Genomic DNA, 18,945 nt, shown 5'->3' on the forward strand with positions numbered 1-18,945 from the left:
GCCCAGACCTACCGCCTGCAACGCTTCGACGGCACGCCGGCGACGTTCGGAAGCGCTCACTGATGAGTTGTACATCAGCGGTAACTCTACGTTTTCCACAGCCGTCGTCTTGGGCAGCAAGTTGTAGCTTTGGAAGACGAAGCCGATTTTCCGGTTTCTCAGTACGGCACGCTGAGGCTTGCTCATGGTGCGCACGGAGATGTCATCGAGCAGATACTCCCCGCTGGTAGGAGTGTCCAGACAGCCCAACGTGTTGAGCAGTGTGGACTTTCCCGAACCGGAAGTACCCATGATGGTCACAAACTCACCTTCGTTGATGGTGAACGAAACGCCCCGTAACGCATGGACGGTTTCTTCTCCCACCTGAAAGTCTCGTTTGATATTTTGAAGTTCAATTACTTTTTTCATACTTGGCTACTTGTTGCTTTTCTTTTTGTTGTTTCCCGGAGGGCCTGGCATGAACGGGCTTCTTTCTCCGTTTCCCTGCCCCGGTTCTCTATTCATATTCTCGTCCGGCATAGCACCGATAGTGGCTTCCGTGACGACTTTGGTTCCTTCGGCAACACCACTGATGATCTCTGTGGAAATACCGTTACTGATTCCGATTTCTACCGGATGGGCCGTAAAGGTGGTTCCTTCGCGCGTCCATACCTTATGTTCGCCTTCGCAATCTTTCACGATATCATTCTTACCGATCAACGGTGCTTCGGGGGTGAAACGCAAAGCTCTGTTGGGGACAGACAATACATCTTTCTTATCAAGGATAAAGATAGTCACATTGGCTGTCAGACGCGGTTTCAGCTTCAAGTCCGGATTCGGAGCAGAGATCACTACTTCATAAGTGACTACCGTGCTGGTACTTGAACTGGCGCTGCTGCTACTGCTTGCATCTCCCAGACGAATCTGTGTCACGACTCCGTCAAACACATCATTTGGATAAGCATCGACAGTAAAGCTGGCGCGCTGGCCTTCTTCAATACCGCCTATATCTGCTTCATCCACGTCTGCCACTACCTGCATCTGTGTCAGGTCGGCCGCAATGGTGAAGAGGGTAGGAGTTTCGAACCCGGAAGCTACGGTCTGTCCGGCTTCTACATCGCGGCTGATGACAACTCCGTCTATCGGAGAAGTAATCGTAGCATATGACAGGTTACGTTCTGCCTTTGCCAGAGATGCCTTGCTGCTGTCGAAAGCGCTCTTGGCCTTCTGATAATTATAGAGAGCCTGCTCGTAGTCAGTATCGCTGATCAATGACTTATCGTGCAATCCCTTGCTACGTTCGTAGTTCTTCTTCTGATATTCAAATTCGGCTTTGGCACCATCGTAAGTTGCCTGCTGGGATGCCAGTTCACTCTGTAAAGTGACACGGTCCATCTCGGCAATCAGCTGTCCTTTGGTTACTACCGAGTTGTAATCTACATAAATTTTGTCGATGATACCGGATACCTGCGTACCGACTTCTACTTCTATCACCGGTTCGATTGTTCCGGTGGCAGTCACCGAATTGGAGATATCGCCTTTACTGACAGTCGCACTGGCATACATCACCTTGTGCTTTGCCGGAGAACCTGTAAAGAACCAGATTCCTCCGCCCACTACTACGGCAACTGCTACAGCGATCAGGATAATCTTTTTCGTTTTCATTCTATATTCTGTTTTACTTATTTATATTCCGCTTTTAGTAAGGAAGAAGGCTTATAATGCCAGTTTGTCTCCCTGATAGAACTTCAGCAACTGAGTGTTCAGTATCGCCATGTATTTGGCTTGAAGCTGCTCCTGCTGTGCTTGTAGCAAGTTGTTCTTTTCCGTCAGCAACTCTACTGTATTCTTCATGCCCAGATTGAACTGTTCGCTGATTAGGTCGTAGCTGATCTGTGTACTTTTCAGCTTCTCGTTCGCTGCCGCATAACGTTGCTGCGCACTGTTCGCATCCAGCCAGAGTCCTTCGATGGTCTTATACAGTGTTTTCTGTTCGTCGAGCAGCGACAGCAGACTTGTTTCGCGCTGTAACTTCGCTTTCTGCACGGCACTCTTGGTCTGACGGTTATTGAAGATAGGAACGCTGACAGAAACTCCGATGGAGTTGTTCCATCCGTTCTTTACCTGTTCTCCGAAGGTGAAGTCACTGCCGCTGGTGTGGTTCGTTCCGATACCTGCACTCAGACTGATGGTGGGGAGATATCCCGCTTTGGCGATATCGATACCCAGTTCCGAAGCCTCTACGCTCAGTTTGCTCGCCTCGATTTCCGGACGGAGGGTGAGCGCGCTCATATACACATCTTTCTTGGTGGGCAATGGCAACAGTACGTTTTCGTCGGACAGGGCGGGGAGATAGACATTCATTTCATTCTCCCCATCCAATTCGAGCAGTTGTTTCAGTTGTAATTTGTAGTCCTGCAGAGTGGCTTGCGCTGTTACTAATTGATAACGGTCGGTGCTGACTTGAGCTTCCAGTTGTGCCAGATCACTTTTGGCAATGCTTCCGGCATTCAGAAGTTCCTGTCCGCGGTCGCGTTGCGCAATGGAAACTTGCAGCGTGTTTTCATTAACCTTGACGGACTCCGCTGCATAGAGAATCTGAATGTAAATCTGAGCAATGGATTCCTGAATACTATTCTCGGACGTTTCTACATCCAGATTGGCTGCCTGATTGTTCAGCTTCTCCTGTTTGATGGTGTTCAGTCGCTTGCTACCATTATAAATGGTCCACGAAGCATTCAGACCATAATTGCCATTGTAACTGGTCTTGCTGGTTGTCTCGATCACCTCGCTTCCGCTGATCGTTCTGCTTGATTCCTGATACGGACGGTTCACCATGTTCTGGCTCGTTGAGAACGACAGACTGGGGAACAGGGCAGCTTTGGCTGTCTTCACATCGATCTGTGTACTTTCCGCATTCACCCGGTTTTTGCGAATCGTAATGTTCTGTTGCAACGCATAGTCGATGCACGACTGTAAATCCCATTGGGCGGGGAGATTCATCTCGCTCTGGGCGGCTGTCTGCACAGAAGATTCCTGGGCGGATATACCGGGCAGCAGACCCGCTCCAAGAAATGCTATCACTGTCAATCTTCTTACATTTATCATATTTTTATATGTCTATTGATTTACTGGAACGAAGGTACGTACATATTATATTAGCTGCAAAAGCGATAGACAGATGGCGCTTTTTCGCCGTTAAATGTTTTTTTTCTGTCGATAGGCAGGTTTTTTGAGAAAAACCATACAAATCATGCAACATTTTGCCTTACTTGTTTGTTTTAATTATAAAAATTGTATATTTGTACTCATTACAAATTCTAAGGTCAGCTTATGAAGAATACACTGCTTGCAATATGGAACTTTTATTTGGAGGGTTTCCGTAGTATGACGTTAGGTCGTACTTTGTGGCTTATTATCTTAGTGAAATTATTCATTATGTTCTTCATCCTCAAAATTTTCTTCTTTCCCGACTTTCTCGGCGATCATCCTACAGATGCCGACAAGGGTACGTATGTGGGAAATGAGCTGATACAGCGTGCACTTCCGGAGAAAACCACTGATTTTTAACTCTTAAACTACATAAGATTATGATTGAAAGTATTGACACCTCGCTGATCGATTGGTCGAGAGCCCAATTTGCGATGACAGCCATGTACCACTGGATTTTCGTTCCGCTCACCCTCGGACTGGCTGTGGTGATGGGAATAATGGAGACGTTGTATTATAAAACAGGCAATGAATTTTGGAAGCGGACAGCCAAGTTCTGGATGAAACTTTTCGGTATCAACTTCGCCATTGGTGTAGCGACAGGATTGATCCTGGAGTTTGAGTTTGGTACGAACTGGAGTAATTATTCTTGGTTTGTAGGTGATATTTTCGGTGCACCGCTTGCTATTGAAGGTATTCTGGCGTTCTTTATGGAAGCCACGTTTATCGCTGTCATGTTCTTCGGATGGGATAAGGTGAGCAAACGCTTCCACCTTGCTTCTACCTGGCTGACTGGTCTGGGGGCTACGATCTCCGCTTGGTGGATTCTCGTAGCAAACGCATGGATGCAGCATCCGGTAGGTATGGAGTTCAATCCCGATACAGTGCGTAATGAGATGGTTGATTTCTGGGCGGTGGCAACTTCGCCTGTAGCGGTCAACAAGTTCTTTCATACGGTATTGTCCGGATGGGTACTTGGTGGCGTGTTCGTTGTAGGAATCAGTTGTTGGTTTCTGCTGAAGAAACGTAATCGCGAGTTTGCGCTTGCAAGCATAAAGATCGGTGCTATCTTCGGGCTTGTCTCTTCACTGCTGGCTGTATGGACGGGCGATGGTTCCGGCTATCAGATTGCACAGACCCAACCGATGAAACTGGCGGCTGTAGAGGGACTTTATGAAGGAGGAACCAATGTAGGTCTGGTGGGAATAGGAATGCTGAACCCCGAAAAGAAGACTTACAATGATGGGAAAGACCCTTTCCTGTTCCGGATTGAGATACCCAGTATGCTTTCGTTCCTTGCCGAGCGGGATGTGGACGGGTATGTCCCCGGAATTACCAATATTATCGAAGGCGGCTATCAGCTGAAAGACGGTACGACTGCTTTGTCGGCAGCCGAAAAGATAGAGCGGGGTAAGACCGCTATCGGAGCGCTGGCTGCTTATCGTGCAGCGAAGAGCGCCGGGCACGAGGAAGATGCCGCTGTTGCCTATCAGGTTTTGCAGGAGAATATGCCATACTTCGGATACGGATATATTAAAGATGTGAATCAGCTGGTTCCGAATGTTCCTCTGAACTTCTACGCTTTCCGTATAATGGTTATCCTGGGCGGATATTTTATCCTTTTCTTCATCGTTGTGCTCTTCTTTATATATAAGAAAGATTTGAGTAAGATGCGCTGGATGCATTGGATCGCTCTGCTGACCATTCCTTTGGCTTACATTGCCGGACAGGCAGGATGGGTGGTTGCCGAATGCGGTCGTCAGCCTTGGGCTATCCGCGATATGCTTCCTACATCGGCGGCTATCTCTAAATTGGATGTAGGCTCCGTTCAGGCTACTTTCTTTATCTTCCTGATCTTGTTTACCGTAATGCTGATTGCGGAGATAGGGATTATGGTGAAGGCGATTAAGAAAGGACCGGAAGAAGAGATAAGTAATAGGTAATAGGTATTAAGTAATAAGTATTAAGTATTAATCGTAGCTGCTGGCTGATTTGTCATCATGGTTGACGTTATTACTTATTATCTATTACTTATTACTTGATACTATATATTGCTTATTACTTGAGCTAATACTTAATACTTAAAACTTAATACTTACATATTATGTATATATTTCTACAACAATATTGGTGGCTGGTCGTTTCCTTGCTGGGGGCCATACTTGTATTTTTATTATTTGTGCAGGGAGGAAATTCTTTGTTGTTCTGTTTGGGTAAGACGGAGGAACATCGTAAGATGATGGTGAACTCTACCGGACGCAAGTGGGAGTTTACGTTTACTACGCTGGTGACGTTCGGAGGTGCTTTCTTTGCTTCGTTCCCGTTGTTTTACAGTACCAGTTTCGGTGGGGCTTACTGGCTTTGGATGATTATTCTTTTCAGTTTTGTGTTGCAGGCTGTGAGTTACGAGTTCCAGAGCAAGGCAGGGAATTTGCTGGGTAAAAAGACCTATCAGACTTTCTTGGTAATTAATGGGGTAGTAGGACCTCTGTTGCTGGGTGGAGCAGTTGCTACTTTCTTCACCGGTTCTGATTTCTATATCAATAAGGCGAATATGACGGATACGATTATGCCGGTTATCAGTCATTGGGGGAATGGATGGCACGGACTGGACGCGTTGACTAATATCTGGAATGTTATTCTCGGACTGGCTGTATTCTTTTTGGCGCGTGTGTTGGGTTCGCTCTATTTCATTAATAGTATAGCGGATAAGGAACTGACTGATAAGTGTCGCCGTGCAGTATTGAATAATACTATTTTCTTCCTTGTATTCTTTTTGGCATTTGTAATCCGTACATTGGTTTCTGACGGATTTGCAGTCAATCCGGATACATTGGAGGTTTATATGCAGCCTTATAAGTACTTTATCAACTTTATAGAAATGCCGGTAGTTCTGATCATCTTCCTGATAGGTGTAGTATTGGTACTTTTTGGAATCGGCAAGACGGTTCTGAAAAAGACTTTCGACAAAGGAATCTGGTTTGCAGGGATAGGTACGGTGCTGACAGTTCTGGCTTTGTTACTCGTAGCCGGATATAATAACACTGCTTATTATCCTTCATATACGGACTTGCAAAGTTCGCTGACATTGGCTAACAGCTGTTCGAGTGAATTTACGCTGAAGACTATGGCATATGTTTCTATTCTTGTTCCGTTTGTGATAGCTTACATATTCTATGCATGGCGTAGTATCGACCGCCATAAGATTACGGAGAAGGAGATGGATGAAGGAGGACATTCCTATTAAGGTAATTTCGATAGACATTAAAAGAAGAGGATGTGTCAAACTCCCCTTTTAACGAAATCATCCTCGCTACAACTATCTGTGGCGAGGATGATCTTTAATCTATGAGGGTTTCGACATATCCTCTTAGGATTAGCTACTCTCTTGGCAATCCTATTTATTCACTACATTTTCCGGTGTTCCGGAGATATAAGCCTGTAGATTGCTAATGGCAATATTCATCAGACGTTCACGAGCTTCTGTGCTTGCCCATGCGATATGCGGAGTAATGTAGCAGTTCTTTGCAGTCAGCAACGGATTGTCTGCACGAGGAGGTTCCGAAGAAAGTACATCTACTCCGGCAGCATAAATCTTACCACTATTCAAAGCATCCGCAAGGTCTTGTTCGTTGATCAATGGGCCACGACCCGTATTAATCAAGATAGCATTCGGCTTCATCATGGCAAGACGGCGTGCGTTCACTAATTCGTGAGTTTCCGGAGTGAGCGGGCAGTGCAGACTGATAATATCACACTCGCTAAACAACTGATCCAAATCCATCTTCTTGATTTCCGGTGGCAACTGGAAGTGAGACTTTGAAGTTAAAGCATATACCTGCATACCGAAACCGATGGCAACGCGAGCAGTAGTATATCCTGTATTTCCCAATCCGACAAGACCGATTTTCTTATCCCGCAATTCTATCAACGGAGTATCCCAAAAACAGAAATCCTTGTTATTGGTCCAACGGCCTTTGTGGACTTCTTCCGAATGATGTTGTACTTGCTGGCAGATATTAAGAATGTGCGCAAATACCATTTGTGCAACGGAAGCTGTGCTATATGCAGGGATATTAGTTACAATAATACCACGTTCTTTGGCTGCTGCCGTATCCACTACGTTGTATCCCGTAGCAAGCACACCGATATACTTCAGTTCGGGCAAGGCAGCCATGTGATCGGCGTTGATGATTACTTTATTCGTCAGAATCACTTCAGCTCCGGCTGCGCGTTCCAATACTTCTTCGGGGACAGTACGGTCATAAATGGTACATTCTCCGAGAGCTTTCAAACCTTCCCATGATAAATCACCGGGATTGGCGGCAAAGCCGTCTAAAACTACTATTTTCATAATAAGTAATAAGTAATAAGTAATAAATATTATGGGGCATTCCCATTATTTTTTAGTTTTACAATTGTGGCTGTCAGTAATTTAAGAATTTCCAGACAGTCAGTATTAATAGATTCATATTGTTCATCGCTTATATATTCTGTTTGCTGAAGTAAATATAGCCAATATTCTGTTTCAGAACATTCCTTTTGAGAAATAGAGTATTTGTGTATAAAGTCAAGATGTGATTCTGCATAAATAGCTTCTCTAATATTAGCACCGATAGAAGTTCCACTACGTAATATCTGTTTTGATAGAATTGTTTCTTTCTTGCAATCTCTTAAATACTTATATAGATTAATTATTCGAATTGCAAATTTGGTAGACTTCTCTTTTAATAAATTTTCTTTCACGGCTACGGCTAATACCTAATACTTAATACCTAATACTTATTTAAACCTTTCTCCCCATAACTGCTGCATCCGTTCTGCATGCTTCTGTTCGGCGGCATTGTTCTGAGGTTGCCATATTCGTTTTTCTTTCAGCTCGTCCGGCAAGAATTGTTGCTTCACGAAGTTGCCTTCGTAGCTGTGGGCGTACTTGTATTCTTGTCCATATCCCAGTTGCTTCATCAGCTTGGTGGGAGCATTGCGTAAATGCAGAGGTACAGGCAAGTTTCCGGTGGAACGTACCAGCTCTAATGCATCGTTAATGGCACTGTATGCCGAATTGCTTTTAGGACTCGTTGCCAGATAGATCGTTGTTTCCGCCAAAGGGATGCGCCCTTCGGGCCAACCGATTTTCATCAGAGTTTCAAAGCAGGCATTCGCCAGCAGCAATGCGTTCGGATTGGCCAGACCTATATCTTCGGCGGCAGAGATAACGAGTCTCCGCGCGATGAAAGCAGGGTCTTCACCACCTTCTACCATGCGGGCGAGCCAGTAAATAGCCCCGTCCGGATCACTGCCACGGATAGACTTGATAAAAGCGGAAATGATGTCATAATGCATTTCCCCGTCCTTGTCGTAAGCCAACGGATTCTGTTGCAGACGTTCGGTCACCATGTCATCGGTGATGACAACCGTTTCCTCTGTGTCCGATTCCACTACAAGTTCAAGTATATTGAGCAGTTTACGGGCGTCTCCGCCGGAGAAGCGCAGCATGGCTGTCGTTTCTTTGAGTTCGATTTTCCGTTCTTTCAGTATGGTGTCGGTGGTGATGGCACGTTGCAGAAGTTCGAGCAAATCTTCCTTTTCCAAAGATTTGAGCACATAAAGCTGGCAACGGGAGAGGAGAGGGCGGATCACTTCGAATGATGGATTCTCGGTCGTTGCGCCTATCAGCGTCACCGTACCGTTTTCCACAGCTCCCAACAAAGAATCCTGTTGCGACTTGCTGAAACGATGGATTTCATCGATAAACAAGATCGGACTGGATTGCGAGAAAAAGCGGTTGCTCTTGGCACGCTCTATCACTTCGCGCACATCTTTGACGCCTGAAGTCACGGCACTCAGCGTATAAAACGGAGTTTCCAGTTTATTGGCGATAATCTGTGCCAATGTGGTTTTTCCCACTCCGGGAGGTCCCCAGAGGATAAACGAAGAAATACGTCCTGCATCAATCATCTTGCGCAGGATAGCCCCCGGTCCAACTAAATGTTTCTGACCGATATAATCATCCAATGTCTTTGGTCGTAACCGTTCTGCTAAAGGTTGCATAGTCTTAGAATACCATTAATACCATGAAACGAATACCGTTCTTGTTGATACCCGGATTGTCACGGTAGGTGAAACGATGTACATATTCAACGTGCAGCAACTTGAAAATGTTGTAGATACCTATACTTCCTTCGATATACGGCACCTTCGGGTCCATCACGAAACTGGTGAATTTACCGTCGCGTGTCGGGAAACGGAAGAGGTCGGGGTTGCTGCTCTTGAATGGATTGTTTTTGTCGGTCAATGTCCCCCACAATGCGCGGATACGGAACATTTCTCTCCATTTCAGATTCTTGATCAGCGGGATGCGGTTGAACAACTTTCCGTTCATGTCATAAGAAAGTGACATGGACGCATAACGGTCGTTCAGGAATTCCATATTGTTGATCAGGGAAAATGTCTCACGTTGAGTGATATATGACAAGTTGGCTTCCGGCAGAATCAATAGCGGGAAAGGTACGACATTCCATTCTGCCCCTGCTTTTACGCTACAGTCTATCTTTCCCCACGAAGCGGGAAGCCAGAAACGTTTCCAGATGCTTGCTTCCGTGCGGTTGAAGTTGTATTCTCCGCCCAGCACGCCTTTGAAGCCCATGGCATGAGTCAGCGTGAAGATAGGAGCGTCCAGCGACACCGGAACACGGCGCTGCTTGGAGTTGACGAAAGATTCTCCCGGAGCATAACGCAGTGTCACACTCGCTTCGGAAGTCGTGATGTCATGCACACGGGTTTGTGCAGCGTCATTCCGCAGATATTCCAGTTTTCCGGTAGGCTCGTCATTTCGATGGCGGAGCATGGCTTTCACTCCGAATCCCGTCAGCGTTTCGAGTTCGTAGTTGATGGTAGCATCACGCATATATGACATCTGGTCTACCGTTGTCGTTTTCATCGAAAGGAAGATGTTGTCTTTGTCCGTAAACAGGAACTTGTCCATCGGCGACATTACATCATAACTGTACGTTGCAGATATAAAATGTTTGGGAAACTCCCATACTACATAATCTCGTTTGTTGAAAGAATAAGTCAGCGTTCCGCTATATTTCCACTTTTCGTCTTTCAGACCATAAGCTCCGTATCCGCTCAGGAACCAATGCTTGTCAAAATGGGCAGTAGTCATACCACTCAGGCGGAAACGGGTTCCGTCGATGTAGTTGCTTGAAATCATGGTGTTGATAGGACCGATATCCACTTTGCTCTTATGCTCTTTGCTGCCTGTTTCCACAAAGTTCTCGATCAATGCTTTCGCACCGAAGATGATATATTTGAATCCCGGAATCTGTTCCAGACGGTTGACGAATACATCCATATTGCTTTCCTTTCTGGTCAACGGCACCTGGCGTACACTCGCCCAGTATTCGTCACTCTTCGAAAGCATGTCGGCCTCCTTGATCACAGGACCTTTCAAACGGAACAACCGCTGTTCTATCGGATCAAACTTATAATTGCTGTATTTAGTCGTTCGTTCTACCTGTAACCCTCCCGAGGTTTTGTTGGAACTCCATGAAAGGTCTACCGTCATGTCGTCATCCGCCAATACCCAGTTCCCGTTGGGAAGCTGCTCGTACTGCTGCACGATGTCCATGCGGTTGACAAAGTTGACACCACTCTTTTTAGGCAGGTTCATCGTACACTTCTGAACGGCATAGGTCGAATCTTTCAGCACATAAAGATGGCCTGTAAATCCGAAATCCTGTGAGTTCTGCGGTACGAACGTCAGATGTACGCATTCGCGCTTGTTCACCATCAGCGTATCCATCAGGTAGTATTTATAGAATGAGATGGCATTGTTGCCGATAGGGCTTACGAAGCGTTGTTGGAGCAGCCGGATGTCATCATCATAGATGTTGATATCGGCAAAAACATCCTTCAGAACAGTCCCCAGCATGTCTCCTGTGGAGAAAAACTCTTCGATACCGTTGGAGTTCTTTCCTTTGATGATGGTCTTTTTGCTTTCGGGGTCTTTCCGGAAAATGGTCTGTGAGGCCGTTTCCTGTACGGAGATAGGGAGAATCAGTTTGTTGGTCGTCTCCGACACTTCCACCTGATCTTTGAGGAATGAGTATTTCTTGTAGATACCCTTTTCCAGTTTCTCCGGAGTCAGGTCGTTGATCGACATTTTCATTTTCTCGTACTTGTCGTACTGGTAGTAATCGTTCACTTCGAGCACTTGTGCTTTTTTGTGTTCGATCACTTTCTTCATGAATTCGACTGCCGGATTATTCTTGCGGGAGTATTTTTCTTTCTGTGGTTTTACGACTACTTCGGTGAGCATTACATCGTCCGGAGAGAGTTTAACATTGACGGTCTGATTTCCGGAGCCTACTTTGACGGTTTTGGTGACATATCCGATGGAAGAGAAAACGAGCGTTCCTCCGTTTCTCCGCGCGTCGAGCTTATATTCTCCGTCAATATTGGTGACAGTACCCATATCTCTCTTGTCTTGGTAGTAGACAGAGATATACATTAGTGGTTCATGAGTGACTGAATCAGTTACAACCCCCTTTATTTGCTGCGCAAAAGCATTTGAAACTGCAAATACGACTAAGAGCAGTATCAGTATTTTGTTATATCGTTGTATCATAACGTTCGTAGTAGGGCTGCAAAGTTAACAAATAAGTCTGAGTAAAATAGAGTATATAACTTTTTTTACCCATCGTTTTTTGTTATTTACAAGCTTATATCATTCAACAATGGAAGGAGGCAGATTGTTTTTGTCTTTTTATACTTCCCTTTTCAACGTATGCCACATCTTGCGAACCGGCATGCTCCGATTCTTTTCCGTAGTTCCAAAATCTGTTTCAACGGTTGAAACAAAAAGTTTCATGCCTTGAAACTCTAGTTCCCACTGCTTGAAACTCTGGTTTCTACGCCTTGAAACTTTGGTTTCCTCGGCGTGAAACTTTCTGAAACACTTGTCGAACCTGATAGTGGTCGGCTACTTCTGTCTGGCTATTAAGCCGGCTCGTTGATCATCGAGTCCGGCTCAACCACTCCGGTTATTTACTTGTTAATATTTGTACGATTCGTTCGGCTGTTCGTCCGTCCCAGCGTTCGGGGAGTTCGCCTTTCTTCCATTCACCTTTCATCAGCGTATCCATAGCCTGAGCGAGTGCTGCCGGATCTTCGCCGACCAGTTCATTCGTTCCCACGCGCCACGTTTCCGGATGTTCGGCATACGTGTTGAGCGTGATACAGGGGATGCCGAGGAACGTAGCTTCTTCGGCTACATTGCCGGAGTCCGTGATGATTCCTTTGGCTTTATTGATCAGATATCCGAAGAAAAGATAATTCTGCGGAGGCATGATATGAAGGTTCGAGGCTTCTATGCCGAGGTCTTTGATCGCATTGCGCACGTAAGTGTGCATGGGCGCTACGATAGGCATACCGGCAGCTTTTTCGATCATCGTTTGCATCAACTTCCGCAGGTTCTCTTTGTTGTTGAGCAGTACACGTCGGTTGAGGGTGAGCAGGAGATAATTGCCCTCCTGAAGTCCCAGCACGGAGAACCATACCGGTTTGAGCAGCCGGTTCCGGTTGAAACGAACGGTATCTACCAAAATGTTGCCGACGTAATATACGTTTTCGCTTTCCGTGCCTGTCTGATTCAGATTTCGGTTGGCCACCATGCCGGCGGTAAACAGATAATCGGATACTCCGTCGGTAATCATCCGGTTTACTTCCTTCGGCATCTTCATGTCGAAGGAACGTGTGCCGGCTACCAGATGGGCTACCTTGATTCCTTGTTTCTTGGCTACGATGGCGCAACTCATGGTTGCTGTCAGATCATCCACTACCAGGACGACGTGTGCCGGATTTTCCGTCAGCTCCTGTTCGAAGGCGATCATGATTCCGGCTGCCAGACTGGTGGGGTTACTGCTTTCCACTCCAAGGTAGACATCGGGAGCTTTCATGTCGAGATCCGAAAACAGGGAAGCATCCAGACTTGTATCGTCCCGTCTGCCTGTGTACACCAAACGGTAGGAGATGCTTTTACCCAGCCCTCTTGCGGCTTCGATGGCGCGTGTGATAGGGGCTATTTTCATGAAATTGGGGCGTGCCCCGGCAACAATTGTTATTTTCATATTGTTTCTATCTAATTCGTGTAGCAAAAGTACATTTTCTTACGGAATTTATTCGTTACTTTGCATACAAAATAACAAATATATGCCGACATTCGTTCAAATTCTTGATTTTATAGGCACATTTGCCTTTGCTATTAGTGGTATCCGGCTGGCTTCGGCAAAGCGTTTCGACTGGTTCGGAGCCTATGTCGTAGGTCTTGCTACCGCTATCGGTGGCGGTACCATCCGTGATGTACTGCTGGATGTGACGCCCGGATGGATGACGAACCCTATCTATTTGATCTGTACGGGACTTGCCTTGATCTGGGTGATCTGTTTCGGTCGCTGGCTGATCCGTCTGAATAATACCTTTTTTATATTCGATACCATCGGACTGGCTTTGTTTACGGTGGTCGGTGTGGGGAAAAGTATCGCTTTGGGCTATCCTTTTTGGGTAGCCATCATCATGGGTAGTATCACAGGTGCCGCAGGAGGTGTGATTCGTGATGTCTTTATCAATGAGATCCCCTTGATTTTCCGAAAAGAAATCTATGCGATGGCGTGTGTAGTAGGCGGCATCGCTTACTGGCTGTGCGATGCCGCAGGGATGGAATCTTATGTCTGTCAGCTCGTTGGCGGATCGGTGGTATTTGTTACACGCATCCTTGCCGTGAAATACCACATTTGCCTTCCTATATTAAAAGGTAGTGAAGAGACTGACGGCAATTCTTGAAGATTTTACTTCTTGTCCAGATCCACTTCTCCCCGGTAGCTGATTGCCTGACGGTTCTGCATCGTGACATCGATGCTGGTGGTGCCGTCGGGGAACACTTTCGCCCTGAACTCAAAGAAGTCTTCCGGACTTCGGGCGGAGAATTTGATAACGGCGTTTCCCTTCTTATCCATATCCATCGTGTATTCTTTGAGGGGAGCGTTGAATATCAGCCCGCTTCCTCCGCCGTAAGGAACGCTGTAAGCACGTCCGTAATAAGGGAGGTAAGAGAATACCGAATCATTTCTGATTTGCAGTGAGTATTGTGAAGTCAGAGGTATAGAACGTCCGCGCATGGGCATAGCAGTGTTGACGTCTATCTTGTAGTCTTCTGATACGATCAGCTGTCTGACAGCTTCTTTCTTCTGTTCCTTCTTCTCCTTCTTGGTCTGTGCCGAAAGAGTCGGGATTCCTGCTAGCATAACCAGCAGTAGCATAAGGATTTGTTTTCTTGTTTTCATATCAGTTACAGTTTAGTGTATATATGTATAACACTCAAATATACTAAAAATAAGGAGTCCCCCTGCTTTCTTTAATGAAAATTAAACAGAAATCCTTAGAACTGTTCCAGAATGGAGATTCGTTTCTCGATAGGGGGATGCGTGGCAAAGAGGCCGCTAAGTCCGCTGAGGGCACTTTTCGACTGGTCGCCCGGATTCTGAATGAATAATTGCGCCACATCCCCACGTTTTACCGCTTCTATATCCGGATCATCGGAAATTTTGCGCAGGGCACTTGCCAATGCCAACGGATTCTTTGTCATCTCCGCCGAACCGGCATCTGCCATATATTCGCGCTTCCGTGAAATGGCGAAGCGCATCAGACTGGCAAAGAAGTAACCGACAGCGGCTATTACTAAGGCAATCAGTATGATGAGGATAGCTCCTCCACCGTTTTTTCCGTTGCTACGTATGCGCGTGTGCGTAATAGTATAGAAAGTGATTTGCGTCAGCATCGAGAAGATTCCGACAAATACAATCGAGACGATCAGCAGGCGCACATCCCTGTTGCGGATGTGAGTCAGTTCGTGGGCGATGACTGCTTCCAGTTCTTCGTCGTTCAACTTCTGAATAATCCCTTTCGAGAGAGTGACCGTATAGGTGCGGTCGTTGATACCGCTGGCAAAAGCGTTCAATGAATCGTCGTCGATGATATTGATTTTCGGAGCCTTCATTCCGTTTGCCATGCAGAGGTTCTCGACCAGATTGTAGACACGTTTGTTTTCTCTGCGGTCGAGAGGTTTGGCACCTGTGGCGGCTTTGATGATACTCGTATTCGCCCAGAAAGCTATCAGGAACCAAATCAATACGACACCCATCGTATAGGGGAGGGCATTGATGAAAAGAGGATTAGCCAATTCCAGGATACTTACTTCCATGCTTTCACCGTGCCCCATAGCAGCCAGCAGATAGCAGGCCAGATAAAGCAATGCTGCTACCAGGCAGGGAAATAGAAATAACAGAAGAACAGAGCGCCGATTGTTCCGGCTCTGCTGTGTTTGGATTCCGACGTACTGCATACGTGCTCGTTTTTAGAAACTGATCTTCGGGGCCTGTTCCAGATTCGCACGTTCGTTGGTACCTAGGTCGAACATGATTTCTCTGCGGAAACCTGCCATACCTGCTATGATATTGGACGGGAATGTCTGAACCGCATTATTATATTCCTTCGTGGCCGAGTTAAAGTAACGGCGTACAGCAGCCAATTTATTCTCTACATCGGATACTTCTTCTTGCAGTTGCAGGAAATTCTGGTTTGCTTTCAGGTCCGGATAAGCCTCCAACGTGATTTTCAATCCCGATAAAGCGGAAGATAATTGATTCTCTGCTGCTATCTTTTCGTCGATTGTCTTGGCGCTGACTGCACCGTTACGTGCCTGAATCACCCGTTCGAGGGTATCTTTTTCGTGTGCGGCATATCCTTTCACGGTATCCACCAGTTGCGGGATAAGGTCGTGGCGCTGTTTCAGCTGCACGTCGATGTCTGCAAAAGCATTTTCACGGTTATTTCTCAGTCTCACCAATGAGTTGTACATGGAAGCAAAAATGATTCCCAACAGTACGATTATTCCTACGATAATAAGTATAGTCATGTCCTTTACTTTAAGTTAATAATACTACCCAAAAGTAAGTTATTTTGTATTGCCAAGCAAGAAGAAGAGAATAAAAAACGTCCTAAACCACCTAAAAACTATCAAAAAGCACCTAAAATCTATCATTTGACAGTTTCACCCCCTAAGAAATGACGAATTTCCCCCTGTTTGACTCATAAAATACCTTTAAACTTGCAAACGTCAAGAAAGAAACGAAATATTAACCGTAAAACCCTTAAAGTATGAAAAGTTTAAGTTTCAGAAAAGATTTAATTGGAGTTCAGGAAGAGTTGCTTCGTTTTGCTTATAAATTAACTGCCAATCGTGAAGAAGCAAATGATTTATTGCAAGAAACATCATTAAAGGCCTTGGATAACGAGGAAAAATATGTTCCCGATACAAATTTTAAAGGATGGATGTACACAATCATGCGTAACATCTTTATTAATAACTACCGTAAAATCGTACGTGACCAGACATTCGTAGATCAGACCGACAATCTGTATCATTTGAATCTCCCCCAAGACTCAGGATTTGAAAGTACGGAAGGCGCTTATGACTTAAAAGAGATGCACCGCATCGTCAACGCGCTGCCGAAGGAATATAAAGTACCATTTTCAATGCACGTATCCGGTTTTAAATACCGTGAGATCGCTGAGAAGCTGGACCTACCCCTCGGAACGGTGAAGAGCCGCATATTCTTCACACGCCAACGTTTGCAACAAGAGTTGAAAGATTTTGTATAAATAGGGATAGCACATTAGTCAAACAATTAATTCTGGTAAGGAGCAACGGGTAAAAACTCGCTTGCTCCTTTGATTTTGTGACAATATGATATTAAACATGTCTTTATACCCCAACTTATTCTCTCTGTATTTGTTATTATGTCAGAGAACTCAGTATATTTGTATCAACTAGTTAACCTAAGTAATATAAATCTCATCTATTTACGGCAATGAAAAAGGAAATCAAATTCAGTCTCGTTTATCGGGATATGTGGCAGTCGTCCGGCAAGTATCAACCGCGTGCCGATCAGTTAGTAAGAATTGCTCCGTTAATTATCGAAATGGGTTGTTTCTCCCGTGTAGAAACCAACGGAGGCGCGTTCGAACAAGTCAACCTACTGTATGGCGAGAACCCGAACAAAGCCGTCCGGGCTTTCACGAAACCTTTCCACGAAGCCGGCATACAAACTCATATGCTCGACCGTGGTCTGAATGGTCTTCGAATGTATCCCGTTCCGGCAGATGTGCGCCGGTTAATGTATAAAGTAAAACATGCGCAGGGAGTGGACATCACCCGTATCTTTTGCGGCTTGAATGAAGTCAGAAATATTATTCCTTCCATTCATTATGCCCTTGAAGCGGGGATGATTCCGCAGGCAACGTTATGTATTACGTTCTCGCCCGTACATACCGTAGAATATTATACCGCTATCGCCGAGCGTCTGATAGAGGCCGGAGCACCGGAAATCTGTCTGAAAGATATGGCAGGTGTCGGTCGCCCCGAAATGCTGGGACGTCTGACGAAAGCAATCAAGGAACGGCATCCCGAAATCATCATCCAGTATCACGGACATAGCGGACCGGGACTTTCGATGGCTTCTATCCTCGAAGTTTGTGAGAATGGCGCGGATATTATTGATGTTGCAATGGAGCCGATTTCGTGGGGGAAAGTTCATCCGGACGTTATCTCTGTGCAGGCTATGCTGAAAGACGCGGGATTTCAGGTACCGGAGATTAATATGAAAGCCTACATGAAAGCCCGTGCCATGACACAGGAGTTCATTGACGATTTTCTGGGTTATTTTATGGACCCTACCAACAAGCATATGTCTTCTTTGCTCTTGAAATGCGGACTTCCCGGAGGTATGATGGGTTCTATGATGGCCGATCTGAAAGGAGTGCATTCCGGCATCAATCTGATATTGAGAGGTAAGAACGAACCGGAACTGAGCATCGACGATTTGCTCGTGATGCTGTTTGACGAAGTGGAATATGTGTGGCCGAAACTCGGCTATCCTCCATTAGTGACTCCGTTCAGCCAATATGTGAAGAATGTGGCATTGATGAATGTGATGTCTCTGATCAAGGGAGAGGAGCGTTGGACGATGATCGACAACCATACCTGGGATATGATTCTAGGTAAGAGTGGTCGTTTGCCCGGTGCACTTGCTCCGGAGATTATCGCATTGGCAAAAGAAAAAGGATACGAATTTACGGACGAAGACCCGCAGAAGAACTATCCGGATCAACTGGACGAGTATCGTAAGGAAATGACAGAAAAAAGCTGGGATTTCGGACAGGATGATGAAGAACTTTTCGAACTGGCAATGCACGACCGCCAATATCGGGATTATAAATCGGGTATTGCCAAGAAACGTTTCGAAGATGATTTGCAGCGTGCCAAAGATGCCGCATTGGCAAAACAGGGATTCTCCGAAGAAGAAGTGAAACGGATGAAACGTGCCAAAGCCGAACCGGTGACGGCAATGGAGAAAGGGCAGATCATTTGGGAGATCGATGTGGAATCGCCTTCTATGCCGCCCGAAGTGGGACATAAATATGGTCCGGACGATGTGTTTTGTTATATTGCTACTCCTTGGCATACATATGATAAGGTGTTGGCGAATTTTAGCGGTCGTGTGATCGAGGTATGTGCCAAGCAGGGAGCATTGGTAGATAAAGGCGAACCATTGGCGTATATCGAGAGGTGTGAGGAACCGGCATAGTCTGTATCTCAAATAATAACAGAAAAAAGTAATCCCTTTATCCTTGTCT

The 18,945-nt window shown here is 45.7% G+C and carries 17 protein-coding genes; 6 read left to right on the forward strand and 11 right to left on the reverse strand.

The genetic code is table 11. From position 1 onward, the window contains the following. The 3 genes from DW640_RS18270 to DW640_RS18280 all read right to left on the reverse strand — a co-directional run. On the reverse strand, window positions 1-408 hold a 408-nt coding region (locus DW640_RS18270), incomplete at its 3' end, for an ABC transporter ATP-binding protein (RefSeq protein ID WP_147326395.1). Window positions 409-414: 6 nt separating this feature from the next. Beyond that, window positions 415-1,644 carry an efflux RND transporter periplasmic adaptor subunit gene (locus DW640_RS18275; RefSeq protein ID WP_008765921.1) on the reverse strand — a complete coding sequence of 410 codons (1,230 nt, stop codon included), beginning with the start codon at window positions 1,642-1,644 and terminating at the stop codon, window positions 415-417. Between the two features lie 51 nt (window positions 1,645-1,695). Next, window positions 1,696-3,087, reverse strand: a complete 1,392-nt coding sequence (locus DW640_RS18280; protein ID WP_008763428.1) for a TolC family protein — start codon at window positions 3,085-3,087, stop codon at window positions 1,696-1,698. 225 nt (window positions 3,088-3,312) lie between these two features. Between DW640_RS18280 and DW640_RS18285 the strand changes: the two genes are divergently transcribed. From DW640_RS18285 to DW640_RS18295, 3 genes are all read left to right on the forward strand, one after another. Then, complete coding sequence (locus DW640_RS18285) at window positions 3,313-3,549, forward strand: DUF4492 domain-containing protein (protein ID WP_008763429.1); 237 nt, start codon at window positions 3,313-3,315, stop codon at window positions 3,547-3,549. 20 nt (window positions 3,550-3,569) lie between these two features. Beyond that, window positions 3,570-5,132, forward strand: a complete 1,563-nt coding sequence (locus tag DW640_RS18290) for a cytochrome ubiquinol oxidase subunit I (RefSeq protein WP_008763430.1) — start codon at window positions 3,570-3,572, stop codon at window positions 5,130-5,132. Between the two features lie 161 nt (window positions 5,133-5,293). Continuing rightward, window positions 5,294-6,436: a cytochrome d ubiquinol oxidase subunit II gene (locus DW640_RS18295; protein ID WP_008763431.1), complete on the forward strand. Its 1,143-nt coding sequence runs from the start codon at window positions 5,294-5,296 to the stop codon at window positions 6,434-6,436. Window positions 6,437-6,586: 150 nt separating this feature from the next. Here the strand turns inward: DW640_RS18295 and DW640_RS18300 are convergent, their stop codons facing one another. The 5 genes from DW640_RS18300 to wecB form a co-directional block, all read right to left on the reverse strand. After that, window positions 6,587-7,543, reverse strand: a complete 957-nt coding sequence (locus DW640_RS18300; RefSeq protein ID WP_117578798.1) for a D-2-hydroxyacid dehydrogenase — start codon at window positions 7,541-7,543, stop codon at window positions 6,587-6,589. Window positions 7,544-7,572: 29 nt separating this feature from the next. Then, window positions 7,573-7,935 (reverse strand): four helix bundle protein, encoded by a 363-nt coding sequence (locus tag DW640_RS18305; RefSeq protein ID WP_048694298.1) that lies wholly within the window; start codon window positions 7,933-7,935, stop codon window positions 7,573-7,575. A 36-nt stretch (window positions 7,936-7,971) separates the two neighbouring features. Next, complete coding sequence (locus tag DW640_RS18310; protein WP_008765915.1) at window positions 7,972-9,240, reverse strand: replication-associated recombination protein A; 1,269 nt, start codon at window positions 9,238-9,240, stop codon at window positions 7,972-7,974. A gap of 4 nt (window positions 9,241-9,244) precedes the next feature. After that, entirely contained in the window at window positions 9,245-11,821 is a 2,577-nt protein-coding gene (locus tag DW640_RS18315) for a DUF5686 and carboxypeptidase-like regulatory domain-containing protein (RefSeq protein ID WP_117578799.1), read from the reverse strand. A 415-nt stretch (window positions 11,822-12,236) separates the two neighbouring features. Further along, a complete protein-coding gene (gene wecB, locus DW640_RS18320) occupies window positions 12,237-13,322 on the reverse strand; it encodes a non-hydrolyzing UDP-N-acetylglucosamine 2-epimerase (protein ID WP_048694305.1) in 1,086 nt (361 codons plus the stop codon). Between the two features lie 82 nt (window positions 13,323-13,404). Here wecB and DW640_RS18325 point away from each other — a divergent pair, with 82 nt between their 5' ends. Next, window positions 13,405-14,034, forward strand: a complete 630-nt coding sequence (locus tag DW640_RS18325; protein WP_048694308.1) for a trimeric intracellular cation channel family protein — start codon at window positions 13,405-13,407, stop codon at window positions 14,032-14,034. Window positions 14,035-14,039: 5 nt separating this feature from the next. Here the strand turns inward: DW640_RS18325 and DW640_RS18330 are convergent, their stop codons facing one another. The 3 genes from DW640_RS18330 to DW640_RS18340 form a co-directional block, all read right to left on the reverse strand. Next, entirely contained in the window at window positions 14,040-14,534 is a 495-nt protein-coding gene (locus DW640_RS18330; RefSeq protein ID WP_008765910.1) for a DUF4251 domain-containing protein, read from the reverse strand. A gap of 95 nt (window positions 14,535-14,629) precedes the next feature. Beyond that, complete coding sequence (locus DW640_RS18335; protein WP_072067048.1) at window positions 14,630-15,592, reverse strand: M48 family metallopeptidase; 963 nt, start codon at window positions 15,590-15,592, stop codon at window positions 14,630-14,632. A 12-nt stretch (window positions 15,593-15,604) separates the two neighbouring features. After that, window positions 15,605-16,165, reverse strand: coding sequence for a LemA family protein (locus DW640_RS18340; RefSeq protein ID WP_008763440.1), 561 nt, complete (start codon window positions 16,163-16,165; stop codon window positions 15,605-15,607). Window positions 16,166-16,407: 242 nt separating this feature from the next. Here DW640_RS18340 and DW640_RS18345 point away from each other — a divergent pair, with 242 nt between their 5' ends. Next, entirely contained in the window at window positions 16,408-16,911 is a 504-nt protein-coding gene (locus DW640_RS18345; protein WP_008763441.1) for an RNA polymerase sigma factor, read from the forward strand. A 209-nt stretch (window positions 16,912-17,120) separates the two neighbouring features. After that, the gene (locus DW640_RS18350; protein WP_072067049.1) at window positions 17,121-18,896 is read left to right on the forward strand and encodes an oxaloacetate decarboxylase; all 1,776 of its coding nucleotides are present in this window, start codon (window positions 17,121-17,123) and stop codon (window positions 18,894-18,896) included. Window positions 18,897-18,945: the final 49 nt, after the last annotated feature.

This window comes from Bacteroides sp. AM23-12, from assembly GCF_003434395.1.
Classification (GTDB): Bacteria; Bacteroidota; Bacteroidia; order Bacteroidales; family Bacteroidaceae; genus Bacteroides; species Bacteroides thetaiotaomicron.